Annotated in this window: 23 protein-coding genes and 1 tRNA gene; 13 read left to right on the forward strand and 11 right to left on the reverse strand. The window is 70.3% G+C overall.

Features of this window, described 5'->3' with window-relative positions; all coding sequences use genetic code 11:
- Window positions 1-88: 88 nt before the first annotated feature.
- Entirely contained in the window at window positions 89-712 is a 624-nt protein-coding gene (locus NVS89_RS17055; RefSeq protein ID WP_258733970.1) for a queuosine precursor transporter, read from the reverse strand.
- A gap of 4 nt (window positions 713-716) precedes the next feature.
- Entirely contained in the window at window positions 717-1,010 is a 294-nt protein-coding gene (gene rpmB, locus NVS89_RS17060) for a 50S ribosomal protein L28 (protein WP_258733971.1), read from the reverse strand.
- A 306-nt stretch (window positions 1,011-1,316) separates the two neighbouring features.
- Between rpmB and NVS89_RS17065 the strand changes: the two genes are divergently transcribed.
- The 6 genes from NVS89_RS17065 to NVS89_RS17090 all read left to right on the forward strand — a co-directional run bounded on the left by NVS89_RS17065 (window position 1,317) and on the right by NVS89_RS17090 (window position 8,705).
- On the forward strand, window positions 1,317-2,159 hold the full coding sequence (locus tag NVS89_RS17065) for a DUF3108 domain-containing protein (RefSeq protein ID WP_258733972.1): 843 nt from the start codon (window positions 1,317-1,319) through the stop codon (window positions 2,157-2,159).
- A gap of 151 nt (window positions 2,160-2,310) precedes the next feature.
- Entirely contained in the window at window positions 2,311-5,850 is a 3,540-nt protein-coding gene (locus NVS89_RS17070; RefSeq protein ID WP_258733973.1) for a helicase-related protein, read from the forward strand.
- 17 nt (window positions 5,851-5,867) lie between these two features.
- A complete protein-coding gene (locus tag NVS89_RS17075; protein WP_258733974.1) occupies window positions 5,868-6,182 on the forward strand; it encodes an RNA-binding S4 domain-containing protein in 315 nt (104 codons plus the stop codon).
- 87 nt (window positions 6,183-6,269) lie between these two features.
- Window positions 6,270-6,605, forward strand: a complete 336-nt coding sequence (gene fdxA / locus NVS89_RS17080) for a ferredoxin FdxA (protein ID WP_258733975.1) — start codon at window positions 6,270-6,272, stop codon at window positions 6,603-6,605.
- 371 nt (window positions 6,606-6,976) lie between these two features.
- Window positions 6,977-7,564 carry a CarD family transcriptional regulator gene (locus NVS89_RS17085; protein WP_258733976.1) on the forward strand — a complete coding sequence of 196 codons (588 nt, stop codon included), beginning with the start codon at window positions 6,977-6,979 and terminating at the stop codon, window positions 7,562-7,564.
- Between the two features lie 256 nt (window positions 7,565-7,820).
- On the forward strand, window positions 7,821-8,705 hold the full coding sequence (locus NVS89_RS17090; RefSeq protein WP_258733977.1) for an RNA polymerase factor sigma-32: 885 nt from the start codon (window positions 7,821-7,823) through the stop codon (window positions 8,703-8,705).
- A gap of 33 nt (window positions 8,706-8,738) precedes the next feature.
- Here NVS89_RS17090 and NVS89_RS17095 read toward each other — a convergent pair whose 3' ends face one another.
- Both NVS89_RS17095 and NVS89_RS17100 read right to left on the reverse strand, forming a co-directional pair.
- On the reverse strand, window positions 8,739-10,193 hold the full coding sequence (locus NVS89_RS17095) for a M48 family metalloprotease (RefSeq protein WP_258734080.1): 1,455 nt from the start codon (window positions 10,191-10,193) through the stop codon (window positions 8,739-8,741).
- A gap of 65 nt (window positions 10,194-10,258) precedes the next feature.
- Window positions 10,259-11,200: a thermonuclease family protein gene (locus NVS89_RS17100; protein ID WP_258733978.1), complete on the reverse strand. Its 942-nt coding sequence runs from the start codon at window positions 11,198-11,200 to the stop codon at window positions 10,259-10,261.
- 169 nt (window positions 11,201-11,369) lie between these two features.
- Here NVS89_RS17100 and NVS89_RS17105 point away from each other — a divergent pair.
- The 3 genes from NVS89_RS17105 to NVS89_RS17115 all read left to right on the forward strand — a co-directional run bounded on the left by NVS89_RS17105 (window position 11,370) and on the right by NVS89_RS17115 (window position 12,333).
- Window positions 11,370-11,446 (forward strand) — tRNA-Arg (locus NVS89_RS17105).
- A 119-nt stretch (window positions 11,447-11,565) separates the two neighbouring features.
- On the forward strand, window positions 11,566-11,736 hold the full coding sequence (locus tag NVS89_RS17110) for a hypothetical protein (RefSeq protein ID WP_258733979.1): 171 nt from the start codon (window positions 11,566-11,568) through the stop codon (window positions 11,734-11,736).
- A 384-nt stretch (window positions 11,737-12,120) separates the two neighbouring features.
- Window positions 12,121-12,333, forward strand: coding sequence for a cysteine rich repeat-containing protein (locus tag NVS89_RS17115; RefSeq protein ID WP_258733980.1), 213 nt, complete (start codon window positions 12,121-12,123; stop codon window positions 12,331-12,333).
- Between the two features lie 197 nt (window positions 12,334-12,530).
- Here the strand turns inward: NVS89_RS17115 and NVS89_RS17120 are convergent, their stop codons facing one another.
- The 7 genes from NVS89_RS17120 to NVS89_RS17150 all read right to left on the reverse strand — a co-directional run bounded on the left by NVS89_RS17120 (window position 12,531) and on the right by NVS89_RS17150 (window position 20,069).
- Window positions 12,531-12,911: a DUF1850 domain-containing protein gene (locus tag NVS89_RS17120; RefSeq protein ID WP_258733981.1), complete on the reverse strand. Its 381-nt coding sequence runs from the start codon at window positions 12,909-12,911 to the stop codon at window positions 12,531-12,533.
- 6 nt (window positions 12,912-12,917) lie between these two features.
- Window positions 12,918-15,026 (reverse strand): TRAP transporter permease, encoded by a 2,109-nt coding sequence (locus NVS89_RS17125; RefSeq protein WP_258733982.1) that lies wholly within the window; start codon window positions 15,024-15,026, stop codon window positions 12,918-12,920.
- Between the two features lie 214 nt (window positions 15,027-15,240).
- Complete coding sequence (locus tag NVS89_RS17130; RefSeq protein ID WP_258733983.1) at window positions 15,241-16,212, reverse strand: TAXI family TRAP transporter solute-binding subunit; 972 nt, start codon at window positions 16,210-16,212, stop codon at window positions 15,241-15,243.
- Between the two features lie 177 nt (window positions 16,213-16,389).
- Entirely contained in the window at window positions 16,390-17,343 is a 954-nt protein-coding gene (locus NVS89_RS17135; RefSeq protein WP_258733984.1) for an efflux RND transporter periplasmic adaptor subunit, read from the reverse strand.
- Window positions 17,340-17,549, reverse strand: a complete 210-nt coding sequence (locus NVS89_RS17140) for a DUF1656 domain-containing protein (RefSeq protein ID WP_258733985.1) — start codon at window positions 17,547-17,549, stop codon at window positions 17,340-17,342. Before NVS89_RS17140 ends, NVS89_RS17135 begins: the two co-directional genes overlap by 4 nt.
- A 4-nt stretch (window positions 17,550-17,553) precedes the next feature.
- Window positions 17,554-19,614 carry an FUSC family protein gene (locus NVS89_RS17145; RefSeq protein WP_258733986.1) on the reverse strand — a complete coding sequence of 687 codons (2,061 nt, stop codon included), beginning with the start codon at window positions 19,612-19,614 and terminating at the stop codon, window positions 17,554-17,556.
- Entirely contained in the window at window positions 19,611-20,069 is a 459-nt protein-coding gene (locus tag NVS89_RS17150; RefSeq protein ID WP_258733987.1) for a MarR family winged helix-turn-helix transcriptional regulator, read from the reverse strand. The genes NVS89_RS17145 and NVS89_RS17150 overlap by 4 nt, the downstream gene beginning before the upstream one ends.
- Window positions 20,070-20,323: 254 nt before the next feature.
- Between NVS89_RS17150 and osmF the strand changes: the two genes are divergently transcribed.
- From osmF to NVS89_RS17170, 4 genes are all read left to right on the forward strand, one after another.
- Window positions 20,324-21,250, forward strand: a complete 927-nt coding sequence (osmF, locus tag NVS89_RS17155) for a glycine betaine ABC transporter substrate-binding protein OsmF (RefSeq protein ID WP_258733988.1) — start codon at window positions 20,324-20,326, stop codon at window positions 21,248-21,250.
- A gap of 82 nt (window positions 21,251-21,332) precedes the next feature.
- Entirely contained in the window at window positions 21,333-22,526 is a 1,194-nt protein-coding gene (locus tag NVS89_RS17160; protein ID WP_374114591.1) for an ABC transporter permease, read from the forward strand.
- Window positions 22,523-23,455, forward strand: coding sequence for an ABC transporter ATP-binding protein (locus tag NVS89_RS17165; protein ID WP_258733990.1), 933 nt, complete (start codon window positions 22,523-22,525; stop codon window positions 23,453-23,455). Before NVS89_RS17160 ends, NVS89_RS17165 begins: the two co-directional genes overlap by 4 nt.
- Window positions 23,452-24,210 (forward strand): ABC transporter permease, encoded by a 759-nt coding sequence (locus NVS89_RS17170; RefSeq protein WP_258733991.1) that lies wholly within the window; start codon window positions 23,452-23,454, stop codon window positions 24,208-24,210. The genes NVS89_RS17165 and NVS89_RS17170 overlap by 4 nt, the downstream gene beginning before the upstream one ends.
- Window positions 24,211-24,213 lie beyond the last annotated feature (3 nt).

Here is a 24,213-nt window from a genome sequence, read left to right on the forward strand (position 1 = left end):
GGCCGGTACGGGAGAGCTTCGGGATCGGGAGAACCGGCACCGGTATGGTCGCCGCGGTGCCGTGAGAAGTCAGCGCGCGGGCGAGAGCTCAGCGCGCGGGAGAACCCTGCATGCCGCCCCAGGGCTTCAGCCAGCCCATCAGCGCGCCATAGGGCACGAGCGCCAGCAGTGCGCAGGCCATCTTCACGGTGAAGTCGAAGAAGGCGAGGCCGACCCACAGCGGCACGGTGATGCCGGTGAGGTGGTAGGTGACCGGGAAAGACATGTCCGCATCGCCCGCGAAGGCGAGCGTGAAGAACAGCGCGGTGTCGAGCGCCGAGCCGAGGAAGCTGCCGGCCAGCGGCGCCTGCCACCAGCTCATGCGGCGCAGACGGTTGAACACGCTGATGTCGAGAAGCTGGCCGACCAGGAAGGCGGTGCCCGAGGCGAGCGCGATGCGCGGCGTCGCCAGCCAGATCGACAGCACGACGGCGAGCGCGAAGCCGGCATAGACCACCCGCCGCGCGACGGACGGGCCGAAGCGGCGGTTGGTCAGGTCATTGACCAGAAAGGCGACCGGATAGGTGAAGGCACCCCATGTCAGCACCTCGGAAAGACCGAACTGCTGCACGGGGTACTGGACCAGCACGTTCGACGCCGCCACCACCGCGATCATCGCGGCGACGGGAATGGCGAGCTGCGAGGCGGTGACCTCGGTGCCGGCGATCTTCATCGGTTCAGGCGGCCGCTTCGGCGGTGGCCTTGGCGACGGCGCGCTTGAGCTCGGCGGCCTTCGGCGACAGCTCCTCGACGCGGGCCTTCATCAGGAACGCGTCGAAACCACCGCGATGGTCGACGGTCTTCAGCGCATTGGCGCTCACGCGCAGCTTCACCGACCGCTTCAGCACGTCGCTGGTGAGCGTGACGTTCACCAGGTTCGGCAGAAAGCGCCGACGGGTCTTGCGGTTCGAGTGGCTCACGAGATTGCCGGTCAGAACCGCCTTCCCGGTAAGTTCGCACCGACGGGACATCGTGGACTTCCTCAAGGTTCGAGCCGCAGCGCCGCAGGCTGTCTAGCAGCCGACGATCCCGCATGCGGCATCCATCAGATTAAGAGTGCGCTCCTATATGCAAGCGCCTCGGGCGCGTCAAGGCCGGGCGGGCACGAGTGGCGATCATGTGGACTTCCCGGCCGGCGGACGGCGCCGACGGAGGCGCCTGCGCCGCTACCGCTTTCGTGAGGGAAGCGGGTCACAGTTCCGCCGCCTTCCAAGCCCATCCGAAACGGCATATTTGGAACGCTGGCGGGTGGCTGGCGATTCGGGATCGACCTCTTGATGCTGCGATTGTGCCTTTCGGCAGTGGTGGCGCTTGCCGGCGCCGGGGCTGCGGCGAGCGCCGCACATGCCGACGGACGCCTCGAGGCGCGTTATCGCATGTCGATCGCGGGGCTGGAACTCGGCCGCGCCGCCTTTCTGCTCGAGGTCGACCAGGACTCCTACACCGCCTCCGGCAGCGCCCGGCTCACCGGCGTGGTGCGCGCCGTCTCCTCCGCCAAGGGATCGGCCGGGGCGCGCGGCCTCGTCGAGAATGGCGAGCTCGCCCCGCGTTCCTTCGCCATGGAGGCGGAGACCGACAAGAAGTCGGAGGCGATCCGCCTCGCGCTCAACGGCGCCGGCGTCACCGACATGAGCGTCGAGCCGCCGGTGTCGCAGTCCGACGACCGGGTGCCGGTGACCGACAAGGACAAGAAGGGCGTGTTCGATCCCATGACCGCGGCGCTCATCATGGTGCCGGGCACGGACGACCCGCTCTCGCCCAAGGCGTGCGAGCGCACGCTCTCCATCTTCGACGGCCGCCAGCGCTACAATCTCGAGCTCAGCTACGAGCGCATGGAGGACGTCAAGGCCGAGAAGGGCTATGCCGGCCCCTCCGTGGTCTGCCGCATTGCCTACCGCCCGGTCGCCGGCCACCGCCCCAGCCGCAAGGCGGTGAAGTACATGACCAGCAACAAGGAAATGTATGTCTGGCTGGTGCCGGTGGCGGGCACGCGGGTGCTGGTGCCGTTCCGCGCCTCGGTGGCGACCGCCATCGGCGTCGCCCAGCTCGAGGCGCAGAGCTTCGTCAGCGAGCCGATGGTCGGGAAGGGCCCGCGCCCGTCCCGCGCCGCGGCGCCCTGAGCGCCGGCCGGCGCGCGCCAACCCGCACCTGATCGCTCCGTGCCGAACGCGACGGGCAATCGGGCGGGCAATCGGGAGCGCGGGGTCCTATATGGTGTAGTCCTGTGCTACAAGGGCCGGCACCTGCCGGCTCACGGACTGATATCGGCCTATGAACATCGCCGCCCCGCCGGCCTATTCCCGCACCAGCACCGCCAAGCCGCTTCCGCCCTCGCTCCGGGCGCATGGCGTCACCGCCGTGCTCGGCCCCACCAATACCGGCAAGACCAGCCTCGCCATCGACCGCATGCTCGGCCATTCGAGCGGGCTGATCGGCCTGCCGCTGCGCCTGCTGGCGCGCGAGGTCTATCAGCGCCTCGTCGAGAAGGCCGGCGAGCACAATGTCGCGCTCGTCACCGGCGAGGAGCGCATCAAGCCGGACAGTCCGCGCTACTGGGTCTCCACCGTCGAGGCCATGCCGCGCGACCTCGACGTCGCCTTCGTGGCGCTGGACGAGATCCAGATCTCCGCCGACCTCGACCGCGGCCATGTCTTCACCGACCGCCTGCTGAATCGGCGCGGCCGCGAGGAGACGCTGCTGCTCGGGGCCGCCACCATGCGCCCGCTGGTGGAGAAGCTGCTGCCGGGGGTGAACATCCTGGTGCGCCCGCGCCTGTCGCAGCTCACCTTCGCCGGCGAGAAGAAGATCACCCGCCTGCCGCGCCGCTCGGCCATCGTCGCCTTCTCGTCGGACGAGGTCTACGCCATCGCCGAGCTGATCCGCCGCCAGCGCGGCGGCGCGGCGGTGGTGCTGGGCGCGCTCTCCCCGCGCACCCGCAACGCGCAGGTCGCGATGTACCAGAACGGCGACGTCGACTATCTCGTCGCCACCGACGCCATCGGCATGGGCCTCAACCTCGACGTCGACCACGTCGCCTTCGCCGGCGACGTGAAGTTCGACGGCTGGCAGTTCCGCCGGCTCAATCCGGGCGAGCTCGCGCAGATCGCCGGCCGCGCCGGCCGCGCCCAGCGCGACGGCACCTTCGGCACCACCGGGCGCTGCCGCCCGTTCGACGCCGAGCTGGTCGAGCGGCTGGAGGCGCACAGCTTCGAGCCGCACCGCGTGCTGCAATGGCGCAACAGCGCCCTCGACTTCTCGACCGTCGAAGCGCTGCACCGCTCGCTAGCGCAGCCCCCGCATGAGGAAGGGCTGACGCGCGCCCCCACCGCCGAGGACGTGCTGGTGCTGGAATCGCTCGGCCGCGACCCCGACATCAAGCGCCACGCGGTGGGCGCCGACGCCATCGAAAGGCTGTGGGAATCGTGCCAGCTTCCGGACTATCGGAAGGTCTCTCCGGCCTCCCATGCGGACCTCGTGGCGACCGTCTATGGCGACCTTATGCGCCTCGGAAGGCTCTCCACCGACTGGTTCGCCAAACAAGTGGCCTTGGCGGACCGTGCGGAAGGTGACATAGACACCCTGTCGGGACGCATTGCGCAGATCCGTACCTGGACCTTCGCGGCGAACCGGCCGGATTGGCTCGACGACCCGGAACACTGGCAAGGTGTGACGCGGCGCGTCGAGGACCGGCTTTCCGATGCGCTTCACGAGCGGTTGGCTCACCGCTTCGTGGATCGTCGTACCAGCGTGCTGATGAGGCGCCTGCGAGAGAACGCGATGCTCGATACTGAAATCACCAAGACCGGCGACGTCGTCGTGGAAGGCCACGTGATCGGCCATCTGCTCGGCTTCCAGTTCGCGGCCGACGCCTCGGCGGGCGGCCCGGAGGCGAAGGCGTTGCGCGCCACCGCACAGAAGGCGCTCGCCGGCGAGATCGAGGCGCGCGCCGCACGGCTCGCCGAGGCGCCCGACGACGCCTTCGTGCTGTCCTCGGACGGCACGCTGCGCTGGGTCGGCGAACCGGTCGCCAAGCTGATCCCGGGCGAGGAGGTGCTCACCCCCCGCCTCAAGGTCATCGCCGACGAGCATCTGACCGGCCCCGCGCGCGACAGCGTGCAGGCCCGCCTCGACCTGTGGCTGAAGGCGCATATCGAGAAGCTGCTCGGCCCACTGCTGACCCTCGGCTCGGCCGAGGACATCGCCGGCATCGGCCGCGGCATCGCCTACCAGCTCGTGGAATCGCTCGGCGTGCTGGAGCGCCACCGCGTGGCCGACGAGATGAAGAGCCTCGCCCCGGACGCGCGTGCCGTGCTGCGCGGCCATGGCGTGCGCTTCGGCGCCCATCACATCTACCTGCCGGCGCTGCTGAAGCCGGCGCCGCGCGCGCTCGCGACCCAGCTCTGGGCGCTGAAGCATGGCGGGCTGCAGCAGAAGGGCATCGACGAGCTGCCCCATCTCGCCGCCTCGGGCCGCACCTCGATCCCGGTCGACCCGGAGATCCAGAAGGGGCTCTACCGCGCGGTAGGCTTCCGCGTCGCCGGCGAGCGCGCGGTGCGCGTCGACATTCTCGAGCGCCTTGCCGACCTCATCCGCCCGGCCCTCGCCTGGCGGCCCGGCGCGCCCGGCGAGAAGCCGGCGGGCGCCTTCGACGGCAGCGGCTTCGTCGCCACCGTGGCCATGACCTCGCTGGCGGGCTGCGCGGGCGAGGACTTCGCGTCGATCCTGCGCTCGCTCGGCTACCGCATGGAGCGCCGCCCGGCGCCGGTCGAGACCGCTCCGGCCGACACGCCGGCGGGCGAGGCGATCGCCGAGGCGCCTGCGGGCGAGACGACGGCCGAGATTTCGGCGGAAACCTCGACGGAAGAGGCCGCGACCGCCACTTCCCCGGCGAGCGAGACCGCCGCCGAAGCGCCGATGACGCCGGCCCTCGAGACGCTGGAAGCGGCATCGGCCGGCGAAGGCGGCGAGGCGGTCCTTACCGAGGCTACCGCTGCGCCGTCCGTCGAGACCACCGCCGACGCGCCCGTCGTCCTTTCGGAGGAGAGCGCGGCGGAAGCGCCGGCTGTCGAGACGGCCGACGCGGAACTCATCCCGGCCGAGCCCTCGAGCGCCGAGCTTTCGGCCAGCGAGGCGGATACGGACAGTGTCGCGGCAGTTGAAGAAGCGGCTGCGGCGGAGGCTGAAGTGACCGCCCCGGCCGAGGCCCTTGAGGCCGCTCCGGCTGCCGAGACCGGCGAAGCCGGCACGACCGAAGCCGATACGACCGAAGCCGCGCCGGCGGAGCCGACCGAGCCGGCGACGATCGAGGTGTGGCGTCCCGGCCGTCCGCCGGGGCAGTCGCGCCCCGGCCATCACCGCAAGGGCGCCGGCCGCAACAGCGGACGCGGTCCGGCGGCGGAGGCGACCGGCGGCGAGCGCCCGGAAGGCGAGGAGCGCGGCCGTCGCCCGTTCCGCGACGACCGGCGCGAGAACCGCGGCCCGCGCCAGGCGGAAGCCCGCGAGCCGCGCCGCGACCGCCAGGAGGGGCGCGGCGACGACCGCCGGGCGGACGGCGGCCAGGGCAATCGCGGGCAGGAGAACCGCGGCCAGGAAGGTCGGGGTCAGGAGAACCGGGCTCAGGAGAACAGGGGCCAGCATCGCGGGCCTCGTCCCGGGAAGGACCAGGGCAACCGCCAGCGCTCCTCCCAGGACCGCTTCTCCTCCGGCCCGCGCCCGGATTCGCGCCGCGACCGTCCGGTGGATCCCGATTCCCCGTTCGCCGCCCTCATGGCGCTGAAGGAGCGCATGGAGGCGGACAAGAACGGCGGCTGAGCGAGGGCGCAGCCGCCTTGGCATCGTCGCCCGCGACGCCGCTCCCCGAGCGCCATCGGCTCGATCTGTGGCTGTGGCATGCGCGCTGCGTGCGCAGCCGCACCAGCGCCGCCGAGCTCGTTCGCGCGGGCCGCGTGCGGGTGAACGGCAGCCGCGTCACCGCCCCCGCCCATGCGGTGCGGCTCGACGACGTGGTGACGGTGGCGCTCGACGGACGGGTGCGCATTCTGCGCGTGATCGGCTTCATTGCGCGGCGCGGGGATGCAAAGGCGGCCGCCACCACCTATTTGGAGATAAGCCCGGACGATCTGCCGGGCAGCCATGCGCCCTGACCGACCGCTGGCGCCTTGCGCCCTGCGAATCGGTGCGCTAGGGGATGGCCGCGGCTAAATCACACGTCCCGCACGGAGACCGGCTGAATGACCTACGTAGTCACGGACAATTGCATCAAGTGCAAATACACGGACTGCGTGTCGGTATGCCCCGTGGACTGCTTCTACGAGGGCGAGAACTTCCTCGTCATCCATCCCGACGAATGCATCGACTGCGGCGTGTGTGAGCCCGAATGCCCGGCCGAGGCGATCAAGCCCGACACCGAGCCGGGGCTCGATGCGTGGCTGAAGATCAACGCCGATTATTCCAAGGTCTGGCCCAACATCACCGACCGTCGCGACCCGCTGCCGGAGGCGAAGGAATGGGATGGTGTGCCCGACAAGCTACAGTATCTGTCGCCCGAACCGGGTAAGCAGGACTGACCGGCGCACCCGCCGGAAGCCCCCACCGCCACGCTGGCCTGGCCGCGAGCGGGGGCGGAGCTTGCGCGCTGCATTGCGGCAGTATTTTGATTCTCACCGGATTTGTGTTATAAGACTGCCCGTGCAGTCGAATGGGTTTGCCATGGTGCAACGCTCCCGAACCGGAGCGCCCTTCCCGGAATTTATATCGGGTCCTCGTTCAACGACCGGCTCAAGCCGGGCGCTGGGCTTCCCTGAATTTTCCGTCGACGGCTGAAGTACGGCTCGACATCCGTCGGAGCCGGGGCGTTTCTTTACCCGCAGGCCGCCCTTGCGGGTCAGCTGCGCGCCACATGGCGCGCCGCGAACCGAGACCCAGGAGCAGACGAAGCATGACCTCGATGAAGAAGCCGGCCAATAACATCCGCCAGGGTTTCAAGACGGGCGAGCACATCGTCTACCCCTCCCACGGCGTCGGGCGTATCACGGCGATCGAGGAACAGGAAGTGGCGGGCTTCAAGCTCGAGCTCTTCGTCATTCATTTCGAGAAGGACAAGATGACGCTGCGCGTTCCGGTGCCGAAGATCGCTTCGGTCGGCATGCGCAAGCTCTCCGAGCCGACCATCGTCAAGAAGGCGCTCGAGACCCTGAAGGGCCGCGCCCGCGTGAAGCGCACCATGTGGAGCCGCCGCGCGCAGGAGTACGAAGCCAAGATCAATTCCGGCGACCTCGTCGCCATCTCCGAGGTGGTCCGCGACCTCTACCGTTCCGAGGCCCAGCCGGAGCAGTCCTACAGCGAGCGCCAGCTCTACGAGGCCGCGCTCGACCGCATGGCGCGCGAGCTCGCGGCGGTCGACAACCTGACCGAAACCGAGGCGATCAAGCTGATCGAGACCAACCTGCTCAAGGGCCCGCGCCGCGTCGGCAAGAACGAGACCGAGGCTGAGGCGACCGAGGAGGAATCCGAAGAGGCCGCCTGACGGTTTCCGCCGTCTTCTCCTGAACACAGAGCCCGGCTTCGCGCCGGGCTTTTGTTTGTCTGCTCCCGCCCCCCTTCCCCGCTCGCTCTGCCGCGCGCCCCCAGAGACATGGGCCGTTCGCACCCGTCGCCGCTTTTTGCGCGACGACGCGCGCGCGGGCGGAACCATTCGCCCGCCGCCGCGTTTGCATCCGGATTAGCCCGGCGCATGCGCCATGAAGGCCAGTGCCGGCCCGCTATCTCTTCCGGAGCGGCGAATGAGCGACGTGGCCAACATTCACAACCCTCTCCTGCGGGCGGCCAGCAAGGCCCCCCTGCTCGATCGCGACGAAGAGTATGCGCTCGCCCGCCGCTGGTCCGAGAACGGCGACCAGAAGGCGCTGCACAGCCTCATCCACTCCCATATGCGCCTCGCCATCGCCACCGCGCGGAGGTTTCGCAGCTACGGCCTGCCCATGCCGGATCTCGTCCAGGAGGGCCATATCGGCCTTCTGGAGGCGGCCGCGCGCTTCGAGACCACCCGCGACGTGCGCTTCTCCACCTACGCCACGTGGTGGATCCGCGCCTCGATCCAGGACTATGTGCTGCGCAACTGGTCCATCGTGCGCGGGGGCACCTCGTCGGGCCAGAAGGCGCTGTTCTTCAACCTGCGCCGCGTGCGCGCGCAGCTGGAGCGCGCCAATGGCAGCGCCACCCCGGCGCCGCGGGAGGAGATGCACCGCACCATCGCCGAGAATCTCGGCGTCAGCGCGGTCGAGGTCGCCCGCCTCGACGCGCGGCTCAACGTGCCCGACCTCTCGCTGAACGCCCCCATCGCCGCGGGCGAGGAGGATGGCGCCGAGCGGCTCGACCAGCTCGTGGCGTCCGATCCGCTGCCCGACGAGCAGGCCTCGAGCCATATCGACGGCGAGCGCCGGCAGCGCTGGCTGAGCGACGCGCTGCGGGCGCTGAACGAGCGGGAGATGCGCATCATCACCGCCCGCCGCCTCACCGAGGACGGCGAGACGCTTGAGGTGCTGGGCGCACGGCTCGGCATCTCGAAGGAGCGCGTGCGCCAGATCGAGAGCCGCGCGATCGAGAAGCTGCGCGTCGCCCTCACCCAGGGCCCGGGCGTGCCGCGCGGGGCCTTCAGCTCGGTCTGAAGGCGCTCCTCTACGGTCCCTTCCCGCGCGCCCCTATTCGGCGATGATCTTGTATTCCTCGCCATAGGAGAGCTTGGCCCCGTGGTCGAGGCCGTTGAGGATCAGGAAGCGCTCCAGCGCCCTGTCCTGCACGTCCATCTTGGCCGCCAACCTCTCGGGCGTGTCCGTCAGGCCCGCCTTGACGATGCGCACCCGTAGCGGCCTGACGTTCTCCGCCTCCTCTATCGACACCCGCCGGAACGTATCCGCCGCCTCGCGGAACGAGCGGTCGAGCTCGGGCGTCAGGTCACGGGCGGCGAAGATCAGCCGGTAGACGTCGCTGCCGAAGCGTATGGCGAACATGCGGAACGACCACTGGTCGCCGCGCGCCACCGCCGTCGCGGCGGGAAAGCCGTTCAGCACCAGGCTCTCGACCGAGGAGATCTCCACCCCTTCGATCCAACCCGAGGAGAGATACTGCGCCAGCGACTGGTCGCCGGTCACCCGCACCGCATCGAGGCGCAGCGCCTCGCGGCCGGAGGAGCTGGCGCCGAGCACCGCCTGCGAGGTGTTCTCCAGCGAGAAGCCCTCCGGCGCGGTGAAGGTGAAGCCGAGCTTGGGATGGAAGAAGCGCCGCCCGCGGATGAAGCCTTCCTTCGGGTCGTCGCCATAGACCAGCCCGTCGATGGCCTCCATGTACTGCTTGCGGTCGCGCTCGCCCGACTTGCCGCGCGAGGTGTATTCCTGCGCATTCGCCATCACGATGGAGATGCGCTCGGGCGTCGCCGGGTGGCTGGAGAGGAAGTCGGTCTGCTCGGTGCTGGCGTTCTGGCTGACCGAGGAGCTGGAGCGCAGCGACGCCTGGCGGCCCATGGTCTTGAGGAAGCGCTCGGCCCCGAACGGGTCGAAGCCGGCCCGCGAGCTGATGCCGACGCCGATCGCGTCCGCCTCCAGCTCCTGCCCGCGCGAGAAGCTGGCCAGCGAGACGCGGCTGCGCGCCAGCGCCAGCGCGCCGAGATCGGGGTCGTTGACCACGTCCGAGATCACCCGGCTCACCAGCACCGCCTGCTTCATCTGGTCCTCGCGGGTGGCCGCGTGGTTGGCGATGACATGGGCCATCTCATGCGACAGCACCGAGGCGAGCTCGGATTCGTCCGAGGCCAGCGCCAGCAGGCCGCGGGTGACGTAGAGCGAGCCGTTGGGCAGGGCGAAGGCGTTGATCACCGGCGAATTGAGGATCGTCACGCGGTAGCTGAGTTCGGGCCGCTCGGAAGAGGCCACGAGCCGCGTCACCATGTTCTGGATCAGCGCCTGCAGCTTGGGGTCGTCATAGGTGCCGCCATAGGAGGCGACGAGCCGCTCGTGCTCCTTGCGCTGGGCCGGAGTGAGCACCTCTTCCAGCTTGGGCGGGGGATGGGGGACGTTGGCATCGGCGGATTTGGGCTCGACGAGGCCGGCGCAGGAGCCCGCGAGCAGCGCGCTGCCCACGACGAGGGCGAGCGCCAGCATCCGGCGCGCGGCCTGCCAGCCCGCCCGCACCGATCGCGTTGCCCCTCCGCATCGCTCTGGTGTCTTCACCAGTTCCCCGCCTGCTCGTCCGTCACCCTTGGCCTGAGTTCCACTTGCTCCGCCCAGCGAATATCGATCGCCGGGCCGCCCGCTTCGAACACGACACCGCGCGCCATGACCACCCGCCCCGCGAGGTCGCCCACCGCCACGCCGGTATCCTCCAGCGCGGCGCGCGAGTCGTGTGTCATACGCAGGGTGGCATCCTGACGCCAAACCCGGCCGAAATTGAGGTAATCCACCGCACGTCCGCTTCCAACCCCGGCGACCCGTCCTTCCATGATTGTGAAATGCCCCGCCTGCGCGCGCAGTGCGTCTTCGTCGCGCGCGTCGATGGGCAGATTCCGCCAGAGGCCCAGCCGCGCCACACGCGCCGGGCCTTCCGCTTCCAGCAGCGTGGCCATGCAGCCGAGATAGCCCGGCTCCGGCAGCGCCACCGCGACGCCTTCGCCCAGCGCCCGCCGCTGCAGGCCGGCGGCGCCTGCGTCGTCGTTCCCCGCAAGGCGCGCGAGGCCGACGAGGCGGCCATAGCGATCCGGCACTGGGGATGAGGCGACCTCGATCTCACGGCCGGCCGCCTCGCGGGCCAGCATGGCGCGGAATTCGGCGCGGGCGTCGGGCTCGCCCGACGCGACGACCAGCGCCGCGAGACGCAAGGTGCGCCCGTCCGCCAGCAGGAGATCGCCGAAATCGTTGACGCCGGCGACGCGTACCGGAGCGCCATAGCCCTCCGGGCACGCCGCCCCGCCCGCCGGCGCGGCCGAAGCCGGCGCGAGGAAGGACGACGTGAGAACGACGCCCAACGCGAGGGCACGGAGCCTGCCCGCGCTGGCGGCGACGGCCTGGCGAAGCGGGATGAGGATGGCGGCCGCGCGGTCACACGCCGACGGCAACGGCGAGCGACCTCCCGCCGCCGGGTGCATCTCGCGCTGGGTCGAACCCGACCTCATCCAGCCGCTCCCGGTCATCCCGAATGCGATAATACCACAATGCGAAGCTGGAAAAGACCTCCTGCGGCAAAGCGGGCGCTCCGGCGCCCGGGAAGCCCCCGCATGTTTCAACGGCGGGGAACGCGGCCCTTGATCCGCGCACCCGATTGGAGTCATCTACGCGCGGTCTCTCCCGGTAGCTCAGCAGGATAGAGCACAGGTTTCCTAAACCTGGGGTCATAGGTTCGAATCCTATCCGGGAGGCCACGGCCGGCCCCCATCTGCAGGGCCCGCATATAGCGCCCTCTCCATGCCTCCCATTTTACCTTGGAACGGCAGCGCATCCGCGCCGGTTGTCACGGGACACGGGAAAACGGGAGGTTCACATGATCATCGTGGATCAGCACAAGCCGGCCAAAGCGGCCAAGTCGGAGAATCGCCGCAAGCGCTCGCACGAGCGCAAGGAGGCGGCGAGCGCCGGCTCCAGCCAGCATCACGGCGAGACCATCGCCGAGGAGAACCAGCGCACCCGCGAGGAAGAGGCGCAGGACAAATAGGGGCGAAGGCCCGGTCGGTTGCCGGTCACGCGCGGGGCGAGGCTAGTCCTTGTCGCCGCTCGCGACGATGTCGACGACCACGATCACCATGCCGGTGGCGCCGAGCGCGAACATGCCGGCAACGATCGTGAAGGGCTGAAAACCGAAAAGAGCCATCGCAGGAGCCTCGCATATGAGCGCGCCCCCCCGCACGGTCGGCCTGACTTCTGCAACGGCGATGCGGCCCGATTGAGACGGCCGGGCCGGATGAACAAGGCGTGATCGCCGGCGAGCGGCTGGACAGTTGCACGCGCCGCGGGCGTAACGCGATCAAAAATCGACATCCCGCGAAAATGCCGTTTCGGCTACAGGACGCAGCCTCACTTCCAAGAGGAGGAACTGCTCATGCGCATGACACTCGTCGCGCTCGTCCTGGCCGCTTCCGCAAGCTTCGCCCACGCCCAGGAGGGCGATTTCGCGAAATACTGCAAGGCCGACATCGAGCGCCTCTGCCAGGGCATCCAGCCCGGCGGCGGCAATCTGCTGAAGTGCCTGAAGTCGCACAGCAAGGAAATGTCGGTCGGCTGCGCGCAAGCGCTGCAGAAGCTCAAGGGCTGACGCGCAGGCCGCGTCCGGCGGCGACTTCCCTGATCGGTGCCCGGCACCCATGGGCAGCCGCGCGCCGATCGCGGGGAGATGTGACGTCGCCTATCGCCGTACCCGCGAAGCGCACGGAATGCGATGCGCCCGGGCGGCGGAAGTCACAGGCGAGCCAACTTGTCAGGCGGGGAGGCTGTTCGGTGTCTCGCCGCTTTTCAGCGCCCCGCCTCACAAGTCCGCACGCGGATCGGAGCGCCGGCGCTCGCGCCGAGGGTCCGGCACGCGCTGCCCGGCCAGCCGCCCTCGCACAGGTGCCAGCCGCCGACCGTGGCACCCGAAGCGGCGAGCACCAGCTCCGGCACCGGGCCGAGGGTCGGCTTCCACACCCACCATTCGCCCTCGAGCCGCGCGCCCTCGCCCGGGTCCATACCGGCCCCCGAGCCCATGACCCGCGCCTCGACGAGTTGCAGGCCCGCCTTCTCGACGCGATAGGTCTCCGACCAGCCGGTGCGCTCGACCGAATGGGTCCAGGAGAGCGTGAAGGTGCTGGCGGCCAGCATCACCGCCTTCGCCCCCACCATGAGACAGGCACCCACCGGGCCTCAGGCCTGCGCGGCCGTGGGGGCGCGGTTGCGCCGCCAGATGTGGAAGGCGAAGCCGGCGCACAGCACGAAGCCGACCTCGTCGGTCAGCGGCAGCGCGGCGACGAGGGTGAAGGCGGCGGCCATGGCGACCAGCCGCTCGACCAGGCCGAGCCGCACGCCGAGCCAGCCGATCACCGTGGCCCCCCACAGGCCGATCGCCAGCAGCGCCTTGACGACGATATAGGCCACCGCCGGCACATAGCCGATCTCGCTCGCCAGCGCCCCGCCGTCCTGCAGCATCAGCGCGGGCGTGTAGACCGCCATGAACGGCACCACGAAGCCGGCGGCCGCGACCTTGATCGCCTCGAAGGAGATCTTCAGCCCGGATTCTCGCGCGATCGGCGCCGCCGCGAAACAGGCCAGCGCCACCGGCGGCGTCAGGTCGGCGAGGATGCCGAAATAGAACACGAACATGTGGCTGACGATCAGCGGCACGCCGAGCGCCTTGAGCGCCGGCCCGGCGATCGACGAGGTGATGATGTAGTTGGGGATGGTCGGAATGCCCATGCCGAGCACGATGCAGGTGATCATGGTCAGCACCAGCGAGGCGAACAGGTTGGTCTCGCCGACGCTGACGATGAACTGGCCGAAGGTGGTGGCAACGCCGGTCAGCGTCATGGTGCCGATGATGACGCCCACCAGCGCGCAGGCGATGCCCACCGGCAGCGCGGTCTTGGCGCCCTCGGCGAGGCTGTCGCGGCAGATGATGAGCGCCTCGCGCCCGCCCTTGGTGAAGATGTTCCAGACGATCAGCACCGCCATCGCGCCGACGATGACGCGTATGCCGTATTCGAAGAAGCCCGCCGCCACCACGCCGAGGCCGATCCAGAACACATAGCGCAGCAGCGTCGACGGCAGGCCGAGCGCGATCGACCCGCCGAGGATCAGCATGATGGTGAGCGCGAGGCCGATGGTGCCGGAATAGAGCGGCGTGTAGCCGGAGAACAGCAGGTAGACCAGCACGGCGAGCGGCAGGATCAGGTACCAGCGCTCCCGGAGCGCGCGGCCCGGCGAGGGCAGCTCGGACCTGTCCATGCCGCGCAGGCCCCACTTGCCGGCCTCCAGATGCACCATCCAGAAGGCGGAGGCGAAGTAGAGCAGCGCCGGGATCAGCGCCGCCTTGACCACCTCGTGGTACGAAACGCCGAGCGTCTCCGCCATGATGAAGGCGACCGCGCCCATGACCGGGGGCATGATCTGCCCGCCCATCGAGCTCGTCGCCTCGACCCCACCGGCGAAGGCGGCGCGGTAGCCGAAGCTCTTCATCAGCGGAATGGTGAACTGGCCGGTGGTCACGACGTTGGCGACGCCCGAGCCGGAAATCGTGCCCATCAGGCCGGAGGAGAACACCGCGACCTTGGCGGCGCCGCCCTGCCGGTCGCCCACCAGGCCGAGCGAGACGTCGGTGAAGAGGCGGATCATGCCCGCCTTCTCGAGGAAGGCGCCGAACAGGATGAACAGGAAGATGTAGGTCGAGGAGACGTAGACCGGGATGCCGTAGATGCCCTCGGTGCCGTAGCTCATGTGCTCGACCACCTGGGTGAAGGCATAGCCGCGGGTCTCGAACGGCGAGGGCAGATATTCGCCCCAGAAGCAGTAGGCGAGGAACAGTCCGGCGATGATCGGCAGCGCCGGCCCCATCAGCGCCCAGGCGGCGCAGAACACGACAACGAGGGCGATGACGCCCATCACGATGTCGGCCTGGTTGGGATCGCCGGCGCGCAGGATCAGCGGGCCGTACTCGACCCACTGGTAGATCGCGACCGCGACGCTGCCCGCCGCGAGCAGCCAGAACACCGCCTTCGCCGCCGGCCCCTTGCGGTGGACCAGCGCCAGCAGCGGGAATCCGAGCAGGCCGAGGAAGCCGACATGGATGGCGCGGATGACCTGGCTCGGCAGGTCGGTCAGGTGCGCGGCGGTGGCGATCTGGAACAGCGAGAACGCGACCGCGATCCAGTAGAGGGTGCGCCCCTCCATGCCGGCCGGGAAGCTGTCGCTGAGCGGATCGTGCAGGCCGAGGTCGGCCGCCTCGGGCGGCATCTGGTGCTGGTCGCTGTCGTGCTGCATGGGCGGCCTCGCCGCGAGAGCCTGCCGCGCCGGATCGGACGTTCCGGAGCGGCAGGCTCAAGCCGTGGAAGTTGGGGTGGGTGCAAATGGACCGGAAGGCCGCCCGGCCGGCGCTCCCGCAGGCCCGAAGGCTCGCGGGCCCGCACCCGGCGGGTGGGACGCCGACGCTGGCGGCCGACCCGGCCCGGGCGCGGTCATCGCAGGCGCCGTGCCGCTATTTCAGGATGCCCTTTTCCTTGTAGTAGCGCTCCGCGCCGGGATGGAGCGGGATCGGCATGCCCTTGGTGGCGTCCTCGAGCTTGATCTGCGACGCCGCCTTGTGCGCCGACTCCAGCGTCGGGAGATTGTCGAAGATCAGCTTGGTCATCTGGTAGGCGACGTCGTCGGAGACGCCCTCGCGGGTGACGAGGAAGTTCACCACGGCGACGGTGTCGACGCCCTCGCTCTGGCCGTCATAGGTGCCGGCCGGGATATTGGCGCTCACATAGGGCGGGCCCAGCTTGTCGACAACGGCGGCGGGAACCGAGACCACGGTGATCGGCAGCGAGGAGGCGAGGTCGCGGATCGAGGCGACGCCGAGGCCGGCCGACTGCAGCGTGGCGTCGAGCTGGCGGTTCTTCATCAGTTCGACCGACTCGCCGAACGGCAGGTACTCGACCTTGCCGAGGTCGTCATAGCTCATGCCGGCCGCGGCGAGGATGGCGCGGGCGTTGAGCTCGGTGCCGGACTTGGGCGCGCCGACCGAGACCCGCTTGCCCTTCAGGTCCTGCAGGGTCTTGATGCCGCTGTCCTTGGAGGCGACGATCTGGATGTAGTTGGGATAGATCGCGGCGATGCCGCGCAGCTTGCCGAGCTTGGACTTGAAGCCGACCTCGGTGTCGCCCTCCCAGGCGAGCTTGACCGAGTCGCCGAGCGAGAAGGCGAGTTCGCCGCGGCCCTGCTCGAGCAGGTTCAGGTTCTCGACCGAGGCCTTGGTCGACTGCACCTGCACCTTCGAGTCGGGAATGTTGTCGGCATAGACCTTCGAAATCGCGACGCCGAGCGGATAATACACGCCCGAGGTGCCGCCGGTCAGGATGTTGATGAACTCGGTGGCCTTGGCCGATCCGGGCGCCAGGGCGGGCGCGAGCACCAGCGCCAGCGCCGCGACCGCCGCCCGGCCGAACTTCGGCTTGAAAATCTGCATGAGCATTCCTCCGCTTCGACGTGCCGTTTGCCTGCATAATGGGGCACTTAAAGCGCGAGGCTACAATCGCGTCGGGGGAATGCAAAGAGCACTAAAGTCGGTGCGCGGGCGGCACGTCGCGCGGGAAGCCTGCGCGGCGACGCCGGCCGGGCCCCGCTGCCGGCCCGTGCCCCAGCGTCAGGGCAGCGCCCGCGGCGACGAAGCGAGGCCGCCCGCGGTCGCGACACCCGCCGACGTGGTGTCGCGCGAAACCTGCGTCTTGCCATCGACCGGCCCGACCGAAACGGTCGCCGTCAGCCCGGCGACGAGACGCACGTCGGCCGGCGTCTGGTCGAAGGCGATGCGCACCGGCACGCGCTGGGCGAGGCGGACCCAGCTGAAGGTCGGGTTGATGTTGGCGAGCAGCCCGTCGCCGACGGTGCGCTCGCGGTCCTCGATGCCGGCGGCGATGCTCTCGACATGGCCCTCCAGCGTCTCGGGTTGGCCCATCAGCTTGATCGAGACCGGCGCGCCGACATGGATGCGCGCGAGCTTGGTCTCCTCGAAATAGCCTTCGATCCTGAGCGAATCCGTGTCGACCAGGGCGAGCCTGGCGGTGCCCGTGCTCACATAGTCGCCTGGCCGCATGGAGAGGTTGGTGATGGTGCCGTTCACCGGCGCCTTCACGTCGCACCGCTCGAGGTTGAGCCGGGCGAGGTCGCGGTCGGCGAGCGCCTGCTGGTAGGAGGCGGCGGCCTCCGCCTCCTCCATCCGCGCCTGCTCGGTCTTCTGCTGCGAGACGACGTCCTTGAGCTGCTCGTAGCGCTCGCGATCGCGCTTGGCCTGATCGAGCGAGGCCTTGCGCCCCGCGACCACCGCCTCGGCCTGGTCGAGCGCGATGGCGAAGCGGGCGCGGTCGATGCGGAACAGCACGTCGCCCGCCTTCACCGCCTGGTTGTCATGCACCAGCACCTCGCTCACGAAGCCCGAGACGTCCGGCGCGACGCCGACGATATCCGCGCGCACCTTGGCGTCGCGTGTCCACGGGTCGTTCATGTAGTGCCCCCACAGCTCGCTCCCGGCTCCGAGCGCGGCGAGGACGATGAGGAGAGTGACAGCGACGCGGAACGCGCCGCGCAGCGAGAAGGTCATGACAGCCACCATTGGGACAACAGGGACATGCCCTGCAGCAGAAGGACATAGAGGGCGACGTCGAACAGGCCGCGATGCCAGACGAAGGCATAGGCCCCGAGACGGGCGAGCCCCCGGCGCAGCAGCAGGCTCACCGGAAGGGTGAGCAGCATCAGCGCCAGCAGATTGGGAATGTAGACGCCGTAGACGTCGATTTCGCCGGACATGGCACTACTCCGCCGCCATCAGGGCCGGGCGGCGCTCCGCCGGCACGAAGTCGCCGGCAGGGCCCGGAACGCCCGGGAACAGCACCCGCCGCAGCCCGATGAGCGCGTCGAGCGCGCGCCGCGCCTCGCCGCTGCCGTCATGGGCAATGCGGCGCAGCGCGGTGTCGAGCGCGTCGCACAGCTCCCCGGGCGGGGAAACGAGGCTGCGGCGCGCCACCCGGGCGCGGTAGAGGGCGGAGATGCCGGCCAGCACCGCGTCGATCGCCGCGCGCCCTTCCGGCGGGAGGCGCCGGCGCGTCTTCTGCAGCTCGATGATATTGAAGCCCGAGCGCACCTCGGCGAAGCCGTCGACACCGGACAGCTCGCGGTCTTCCATCGCCGCGAGGCGCGGCACGAGCTGGCCGAGCCGATCGAGCATCCGCCCGGCGAGCTTCTGGCTGTCGTCGCGCCGCAGCCCCCCGACGGTGTCCGCGAGGTCGGCCCAGCCGGCCCGCACCAGCCGCCGCGCGGCGATCTCGGCACCGAAGGGGCGCGTCGCCACGCTCCACACGAAGGCGAAGATGATGCCGGCCATCGCCGCCAGCCCCTGATTGACGAAGCTGCCGAAATCGATGTCGTAGCGGTTCTGCAGGGCGACGAAGGACGCCGTGTTCACCGCCATCAGCATGCCGAGCATGGTGTATTGCGGGCGCGCGATGATCAGACCGAGCACGAGGAACGGCGCGGCGAAGACCAGCACCAGCATCTCGAAATCGTGCACGAAGGGCAGGATGGCGAACAGGTAGATCGCCGAGACTATGAGGCTGACGCCGCTCCAGTTGGCCATGAAGCGGATGAAGGGCGCCGGGCGGTCCATCGCCGCGAAGAACGAGCACGCCACCGCGGTCATCATCACCGCGCCGGCGCCGCCGGACCAGCCGGTGGCGATCCAGAACGCGCAGACCGCGAGCGTCGCCAGCACGCAGGAGCCGGCCGAGAACAGCATCAGGCCAAAATCATAGTGCCGCGCCGCGCCGACCACCTGGCGGTGGCGGAAGCGCGGCCGCCACGGGCCGGCATGCTGGCCGCGCTGGATGTCGGCCCGCAGCGTCAGGCAGTCGCTCCACACCGAGACGACCTCGCCCAGCCGGTCGAGCGCGCTGGCGCGCATCAGCGCGTCCCAGTCGCCCGGGGTCGCCGGGCGCAGCGCCTTCATGGCCGCGAGCAGCAGGTCGGCTTCATCGGGGTTGGCGGCGTTCCGGCGCCCTAGCCAGTCGGCGACGCGGGCGAGCAGCGCGGCAAGGTCGGCCGGCAGCGCGCCCTCCTGCGTCTTCAGCGCATGCAGCCGGTCGGCCAGCGAGGAGAGCAGCGGCAGCAGGATGAGCAGCCGGCCGCGCAATTCGCGCGCATGGCGGACCACGTCGCGCGTCGCCGCGTCGTAGGAGAGCTGGCTGATGACCATGTCGAGGCCGGAAATGTCGGCGGCGAGCTTCTGGCGGCGCAGCGGCGTCGCCGGCAGCGCGCCCTCCCCGCGCAGTATCTCGCCGGCCCAGGAGGCGGCGTCGTCCAGCCAGCCGCTGATGCGCGCGGACAGCGCAGTGCCGACGCTGGTCGGAAACACCACCGCACCGACGACGCTGGCGCAGGTGATGCCGATGATGATCTCCTCGCTGCGGGCCAGCGCGACGTCGAAGATCTGGTCCGGCGCGCCGACCTCGGGCAGCGCGATCAGCGGCAGGCTGTAACCGGCCAGCATGAAGACGTAGCTGCGCGGGGTGCGGTCGAGCATCGAAATGTAGAGCAGGCAGCCGGTCCACAGCGCCACGACGAGGCTGAGCAGCTCCGGCGCGTTGACGAAGAGCGGCACGAAGAACACCGCCGCGGCCGCGCCCAGCAGCGTGCCGAGCGCGCGGTAGAGGCCCTTGGAGCTGGTGGCGCCCGCCAGCGGATTGGCGACGACATACACCGCCGCCATCGCCCAGTAGGGGCGCGGCAGGTCGAAGGCCAGCGCGATGTAGAGCGCGAGCATGGAGGCGAGGAAGGCCTTGCCGGAGAACAGCCAGTCCCGCCAGGCGGGAAGTGTCACGATGACACCTCCTCCGCCACGGGAACGGGCGAATCGTCGAAAAGCTTCAGGACCCGGAGGGCGGCCTCGAGATCGGAGGCGCTGACGCCGGCGAGCACGCGGCTGCGCACTTCCGTGAGCAGGTCCTCGATGCGGGCGGCCAGCCGCTCGCCGGCCGCGGTGAGCCAGATGGTCTTGGCCCGGCGGTCGGTCGGGTCGTCGCGGCGCTCGATCAGGCCGGAGGTCGTGAGCTGGTCCAGCAGGCGCACCAGCGAGGGACCCTCGATGCCGACATAGGAGGCGAGCGTCACCTGGCGCACGCCTCCGCCAAGACGGTGCGTCCACAGGAGCGGCGCGGCGCAGGCCTCGGAAATGCCCAGCACCTCGAGCTCGCGCTCGGCGACCCGCCGCCACTGGCGGCCGGCCTGGAGGAGTTGCGCCGTCAGGGCGCGCCGGAGGGCTTCGATCTCATGCATGACTAATTAATAGGATACGAATTATTATCTTGCAAGCCTGCTTGTGGACAAACGTTCTTACGGTGTCGTGATCGGGTGTTAAGCGGCGGGCATCCGGGCCCGAGGCCGGTCCGCCGGGCGCATTTGCCGGCCAATCACGGACAAGTCCCTTCCCATGCCGGGCTGTTGTTGGAACAATCCGGGCGGTGCGTTCGTTCCCGCCAACCGGTCGGCATCGTGCCACCGTCCCGAACGACCGCTCCAGGGGGGATCTCATGATCACGAGCATTAACCGCCGCCGCCTCTTGCTTTCGCTCAGCGCAGCGGCACTGCTCCCGATGGGCGCGGCCTACGCCGCCGACCCCGTGGTGGTCGGCTCCAAGATCGATACGGAAGGCGCGGTGCTCGGCAACATCATCGCGCTGATTCTCGAGCATGCGGACATCCCGGTGACGCGGCGCCTGCAGCTCGGCCCCACCAAGATCGTGCGCTCCGCGCTGCTGGCGGGCGAGATCGACGTCTATCCCGAGTACACCGGCAATGCCGGCTTCTTCTTCAACATGGCCGACGACCCGGTGTGGAAGGACGCGAAGAAGGGCTACGAGGAGGCGAAGAAGCTCGACGCCAAGAACAACCTCGTCTGGCTGACGCCCGCACCCGCCGACAACACCTGGGGCATCGCCGTGCGCGGCGACGTCGCCGAGAAGGAGAAGCTGGCCACCCTCGACGACTTCGCCCGCTGGGCCAATGACGGCGGCACGGTGAAGCTCGCCGCCTCGGCCGAGTTCGTCGAGAGCGCGGCGGCGCTGCCCGCCTTCCAGAAGGCTTACGGCTTCAAGCTGGCCGGCCCGCAGCTGCTGGTGCTCTCGGGCGGCGACACCACCGCCACCATCAAGGCCGCGGCGGAAGGCACGTCGGACGTCAATTCCGCCATGGTCTACGGCACCGACGGCGCCATCTCCGCGCTCGGCCTGAAGGTGATGCAGGACACCAAGCACGTGCAGCCCGTCTACCAGCCCGCGCCGGTGATCCGCAAAGCCACGCTCGACGCCTATCCCAAGATCGCCGGGCTGCTCGCCCCCGCCTTCGAGGGGCTGACGCTCGAGACGCTGCAGCACCTCAACGCGCAGGTGCAGCTCAACGGCATGGAGGCCCGCTCCGTCGCGCAGGACTATCTGCGCTCGAAGGGGCTGCTCGGGTGAGAGCGGCGGGGCGGCGGGAGGCCGCCCGCCGGCGTCCGGCGCCGCCCCCCGCCCCGGTGCGGGCCCGGGCGGCGGCCTGACGATGTCGGCCTTGCGTTCAGCCCTGTCCTCGCGTTCGGGCCCGCCGGCGCTCGCCCTGCCGGTGCTGCTGGCCGCCTTCGGCCTGGCGGCGGCCCTTCTCGGCGGCTTCGTTGTGATCGCGCCGAACCGGCTGCTCTCCGGCACGCCGCTCGGCCTGTGGGCGGCGGCCGGTCCGGCCGGCACCGCCGCCGTGCTGGCGCCGCTGACGGCGATGGCCGGCCTCGGCCTCGCGCGCGACTTCGCCCTGCGCCACATGCTGCTAGGCCTCGCCGCCGGCGCGCTGATGCTGGCCTCGACCGGCATCGCCGGCCATGCCGCCATGGTGCACGGCGCCGATGCCGGGCCGCTGACCCGCGTCTCGCTCGGCGCCGGCTTCTGGTGCCTGCTGGCGGCGGGCTTCTTCACCCTCGCCGATGCGGTGGAGCGGGCGCGCACGCTGGCGCAGAAGGCGGTGCCGGTGCTCGCCACGGCGGCCGGGCTTTTCGCGCTGGCGGCGGGCGGTGCATTGTCCGAGCTCTCGCTCGCGCGCGAATTCTCGGTGCGCCAGCACGCTTATCTGAACGAGCTGTTCCGGCATCTCGAGCTGACCGGGGCGGGTCTCGTCGTCGCGGTGGCGGTCGGCGCGGCGATCGGCTTCATGGCCTATCGCCGCCCGCGCCGGGCGGGGGCGGCCTTCGCCGCGCTCGACATCGTACAGACCATCCCCTCCATCGCCCTGTTCGCGCTGCTGATCGGCCCGCTGACGACGCTGACCGCCCTCGCCCCGGCGCTGCGCGGGCTCGGCATCGGCGGCATCGGCCCGTTCCCGGCGATCGTCGCGCTGGCGCTCTACGGCCTGCTGCCGGTCGCGCGCGGCGTCCATGCGGGCCTGTCGGGCGTGCCGCGTGCGGCGGTGGACGCGGCGCGCGGCATGGGCATGACCGGGCGACAGATCTTCACCAGCACCATGGTTCCGCTCGCGCTTCCCACCTTCTTCCAGACCCTGCGGATCACGCTGGTTCAGCTCATCGGCCTCGCCACGCTGGCGGCGCTGATCGGCGCAGGCGGGCTCGGCACCTTCATCTTCCAGGGGCTCGGCCAGACCGCGAGCGACCTCGTCCTGCTCGGCGCACTGTCCGCCATCGGGCTCGCGCTGCTCGCCGACCTCAGCCTGCGCGGCGTGGCGCTGGCGCTGTTCCGGAGGCCGGCGACGTGATCCGCTTCGACGCCGTCACCAAGAGCTTCGGCGGCCGCAAGGCGGTCGACGACGTGTCGTTCGCGGTCGAGCCCGGCACGGTGTGCGCGCTGGTGGGCACGTCGGGTTCGGGCAAGTCCACCCTGCTGCGGATGGTCAACCGGCTGGAGAACCCCGATTCCGGCCGCATCCTGTTCGACGGCGTCGACATCGCCGGGCTGGCGCCGGTCGAGCTGCGCCGGCGCATCGGCTATGTCATCCAGTCGATCGGCCTGTTCCCGCACTGGACCGTGGCCCGCAACATCGCCACCGTGCCGCGCCTGCTCGGCTGGGAGCGCGGGCGCGTCGAGGCGCGGGTGAGCGAGCTGCTGGACCTCGTCGGGCTGGAGCCGGAGATCCACGCCCAGCGCTACCCGGACCAGCTTTCCGGCGGCCAGCAGCAGCGCGTCGGCGTCGCCCGCGCGCTCGCCGCCGACCCCGAGCTGCTGCTGATGGACGAGCCCTTCGGCGCGGTCGATCCGCTCACCCGGCGCAGCCTGCAGGAGAGCCTCGCGGCGATCCAGAAGCGCACCGGCACCACCGTGCTGCTCGTCACCCATGACGTCGAGGAGGCGATCCGGCTCGGCGGCACGATTGCCATGCTGGAGCATGGCCGGCTGGTGCAGGCCGGCGCGCCGGCGGCCGTGCTCGCCCATCCGGCCAGCGAGCAGGTGGCGCGCTTCTTCGGCGGCCCGCTGCTGGGGCTTCACCTGCTGCAGGTGCTGAATGTCGGCGAGCGTACCGACTTCTCGGCCGCGCCGGCCGCCGATGGCGAACCGATCCCCGCCGGCGCGACTCTGGAGGAAGCGCTGGCGCGCATGATCGCGGACGGCGTCGCGCATCTGCCGGTGCTGGACGCGGCGAACGGGCGCCGCGGCACGCTTAACCTGACGGACCTCGTCGGACGATGACCCCCGGGCGACGGCAGGCCGGCCTCGTACGGCTGTTGGGGCGTCCGGTGCTGTGGGTCGGCGCGCTGTTCCTCGTCCTCACCTTCACCATGGACCGCATCGCGCCCCATCTCGGCTTCCTGTTTCCGCCCGGCACCCGGCTCGTCTACAGCCGGGCGAGCTTTCCCGAGCTCGTCGCCTCGCACGCGATGCTGACGGGGCTCGCCAGCCTGGTCGCCATCGTCGTCGGCCTCGCCGCCGGCGTCTTCGCCACGCGGCCGGCGGGGCGGGACTATGCGGCGACGCTGGAGATGCTCACCGCCGTCGCCCAGACCTTCCCGCCGGTGGCGGTGCTGGCGCTGGCGGTGCCGGCGATGGGCTACGGCGCCGCGCCGACCGTGCTGGCGCTGGTGCTCTACGGCGTGCTGCCGGTGATGGGTGGCGTCGTCGCGGGCCTGCGGAGCGTGCCGGCGCCGGTGCTGGACGCGGCCGACGGCACCGGCTTCTCGGCGGCGGGCAAGCTGTGGCGGATCGAGCTGCCGCTCGCGGCGCCCATCATCCTCGCCGGCGTGCGCACCTCGGTCACGATCGGCATTGGCACCGCCACCATCGGCTCGACCGTGGGCGCCCTCACCCTAGGCTCGCCGATCATCGACGGGCTGTCGGGCAGCAACCCGTCCTATGTGCTGCAGGGGACCGTGCTGGTGGCGCTGTTCGCCGTCACCGTCGACCTCGCCTTCGGGGAGCTCGAGGCGCTCTACCACCCCCGCCGCTGAGCG

This window comes from Ancylobacter mangrovi (assembly GCF_024752355.1).
GTDB lineage: Bacteria > Pseudomonadota > Alphaproteobacteria > Rhizobiales > Xanthobacteraceae > Ancylobacter > Ancylobacter mangrovi.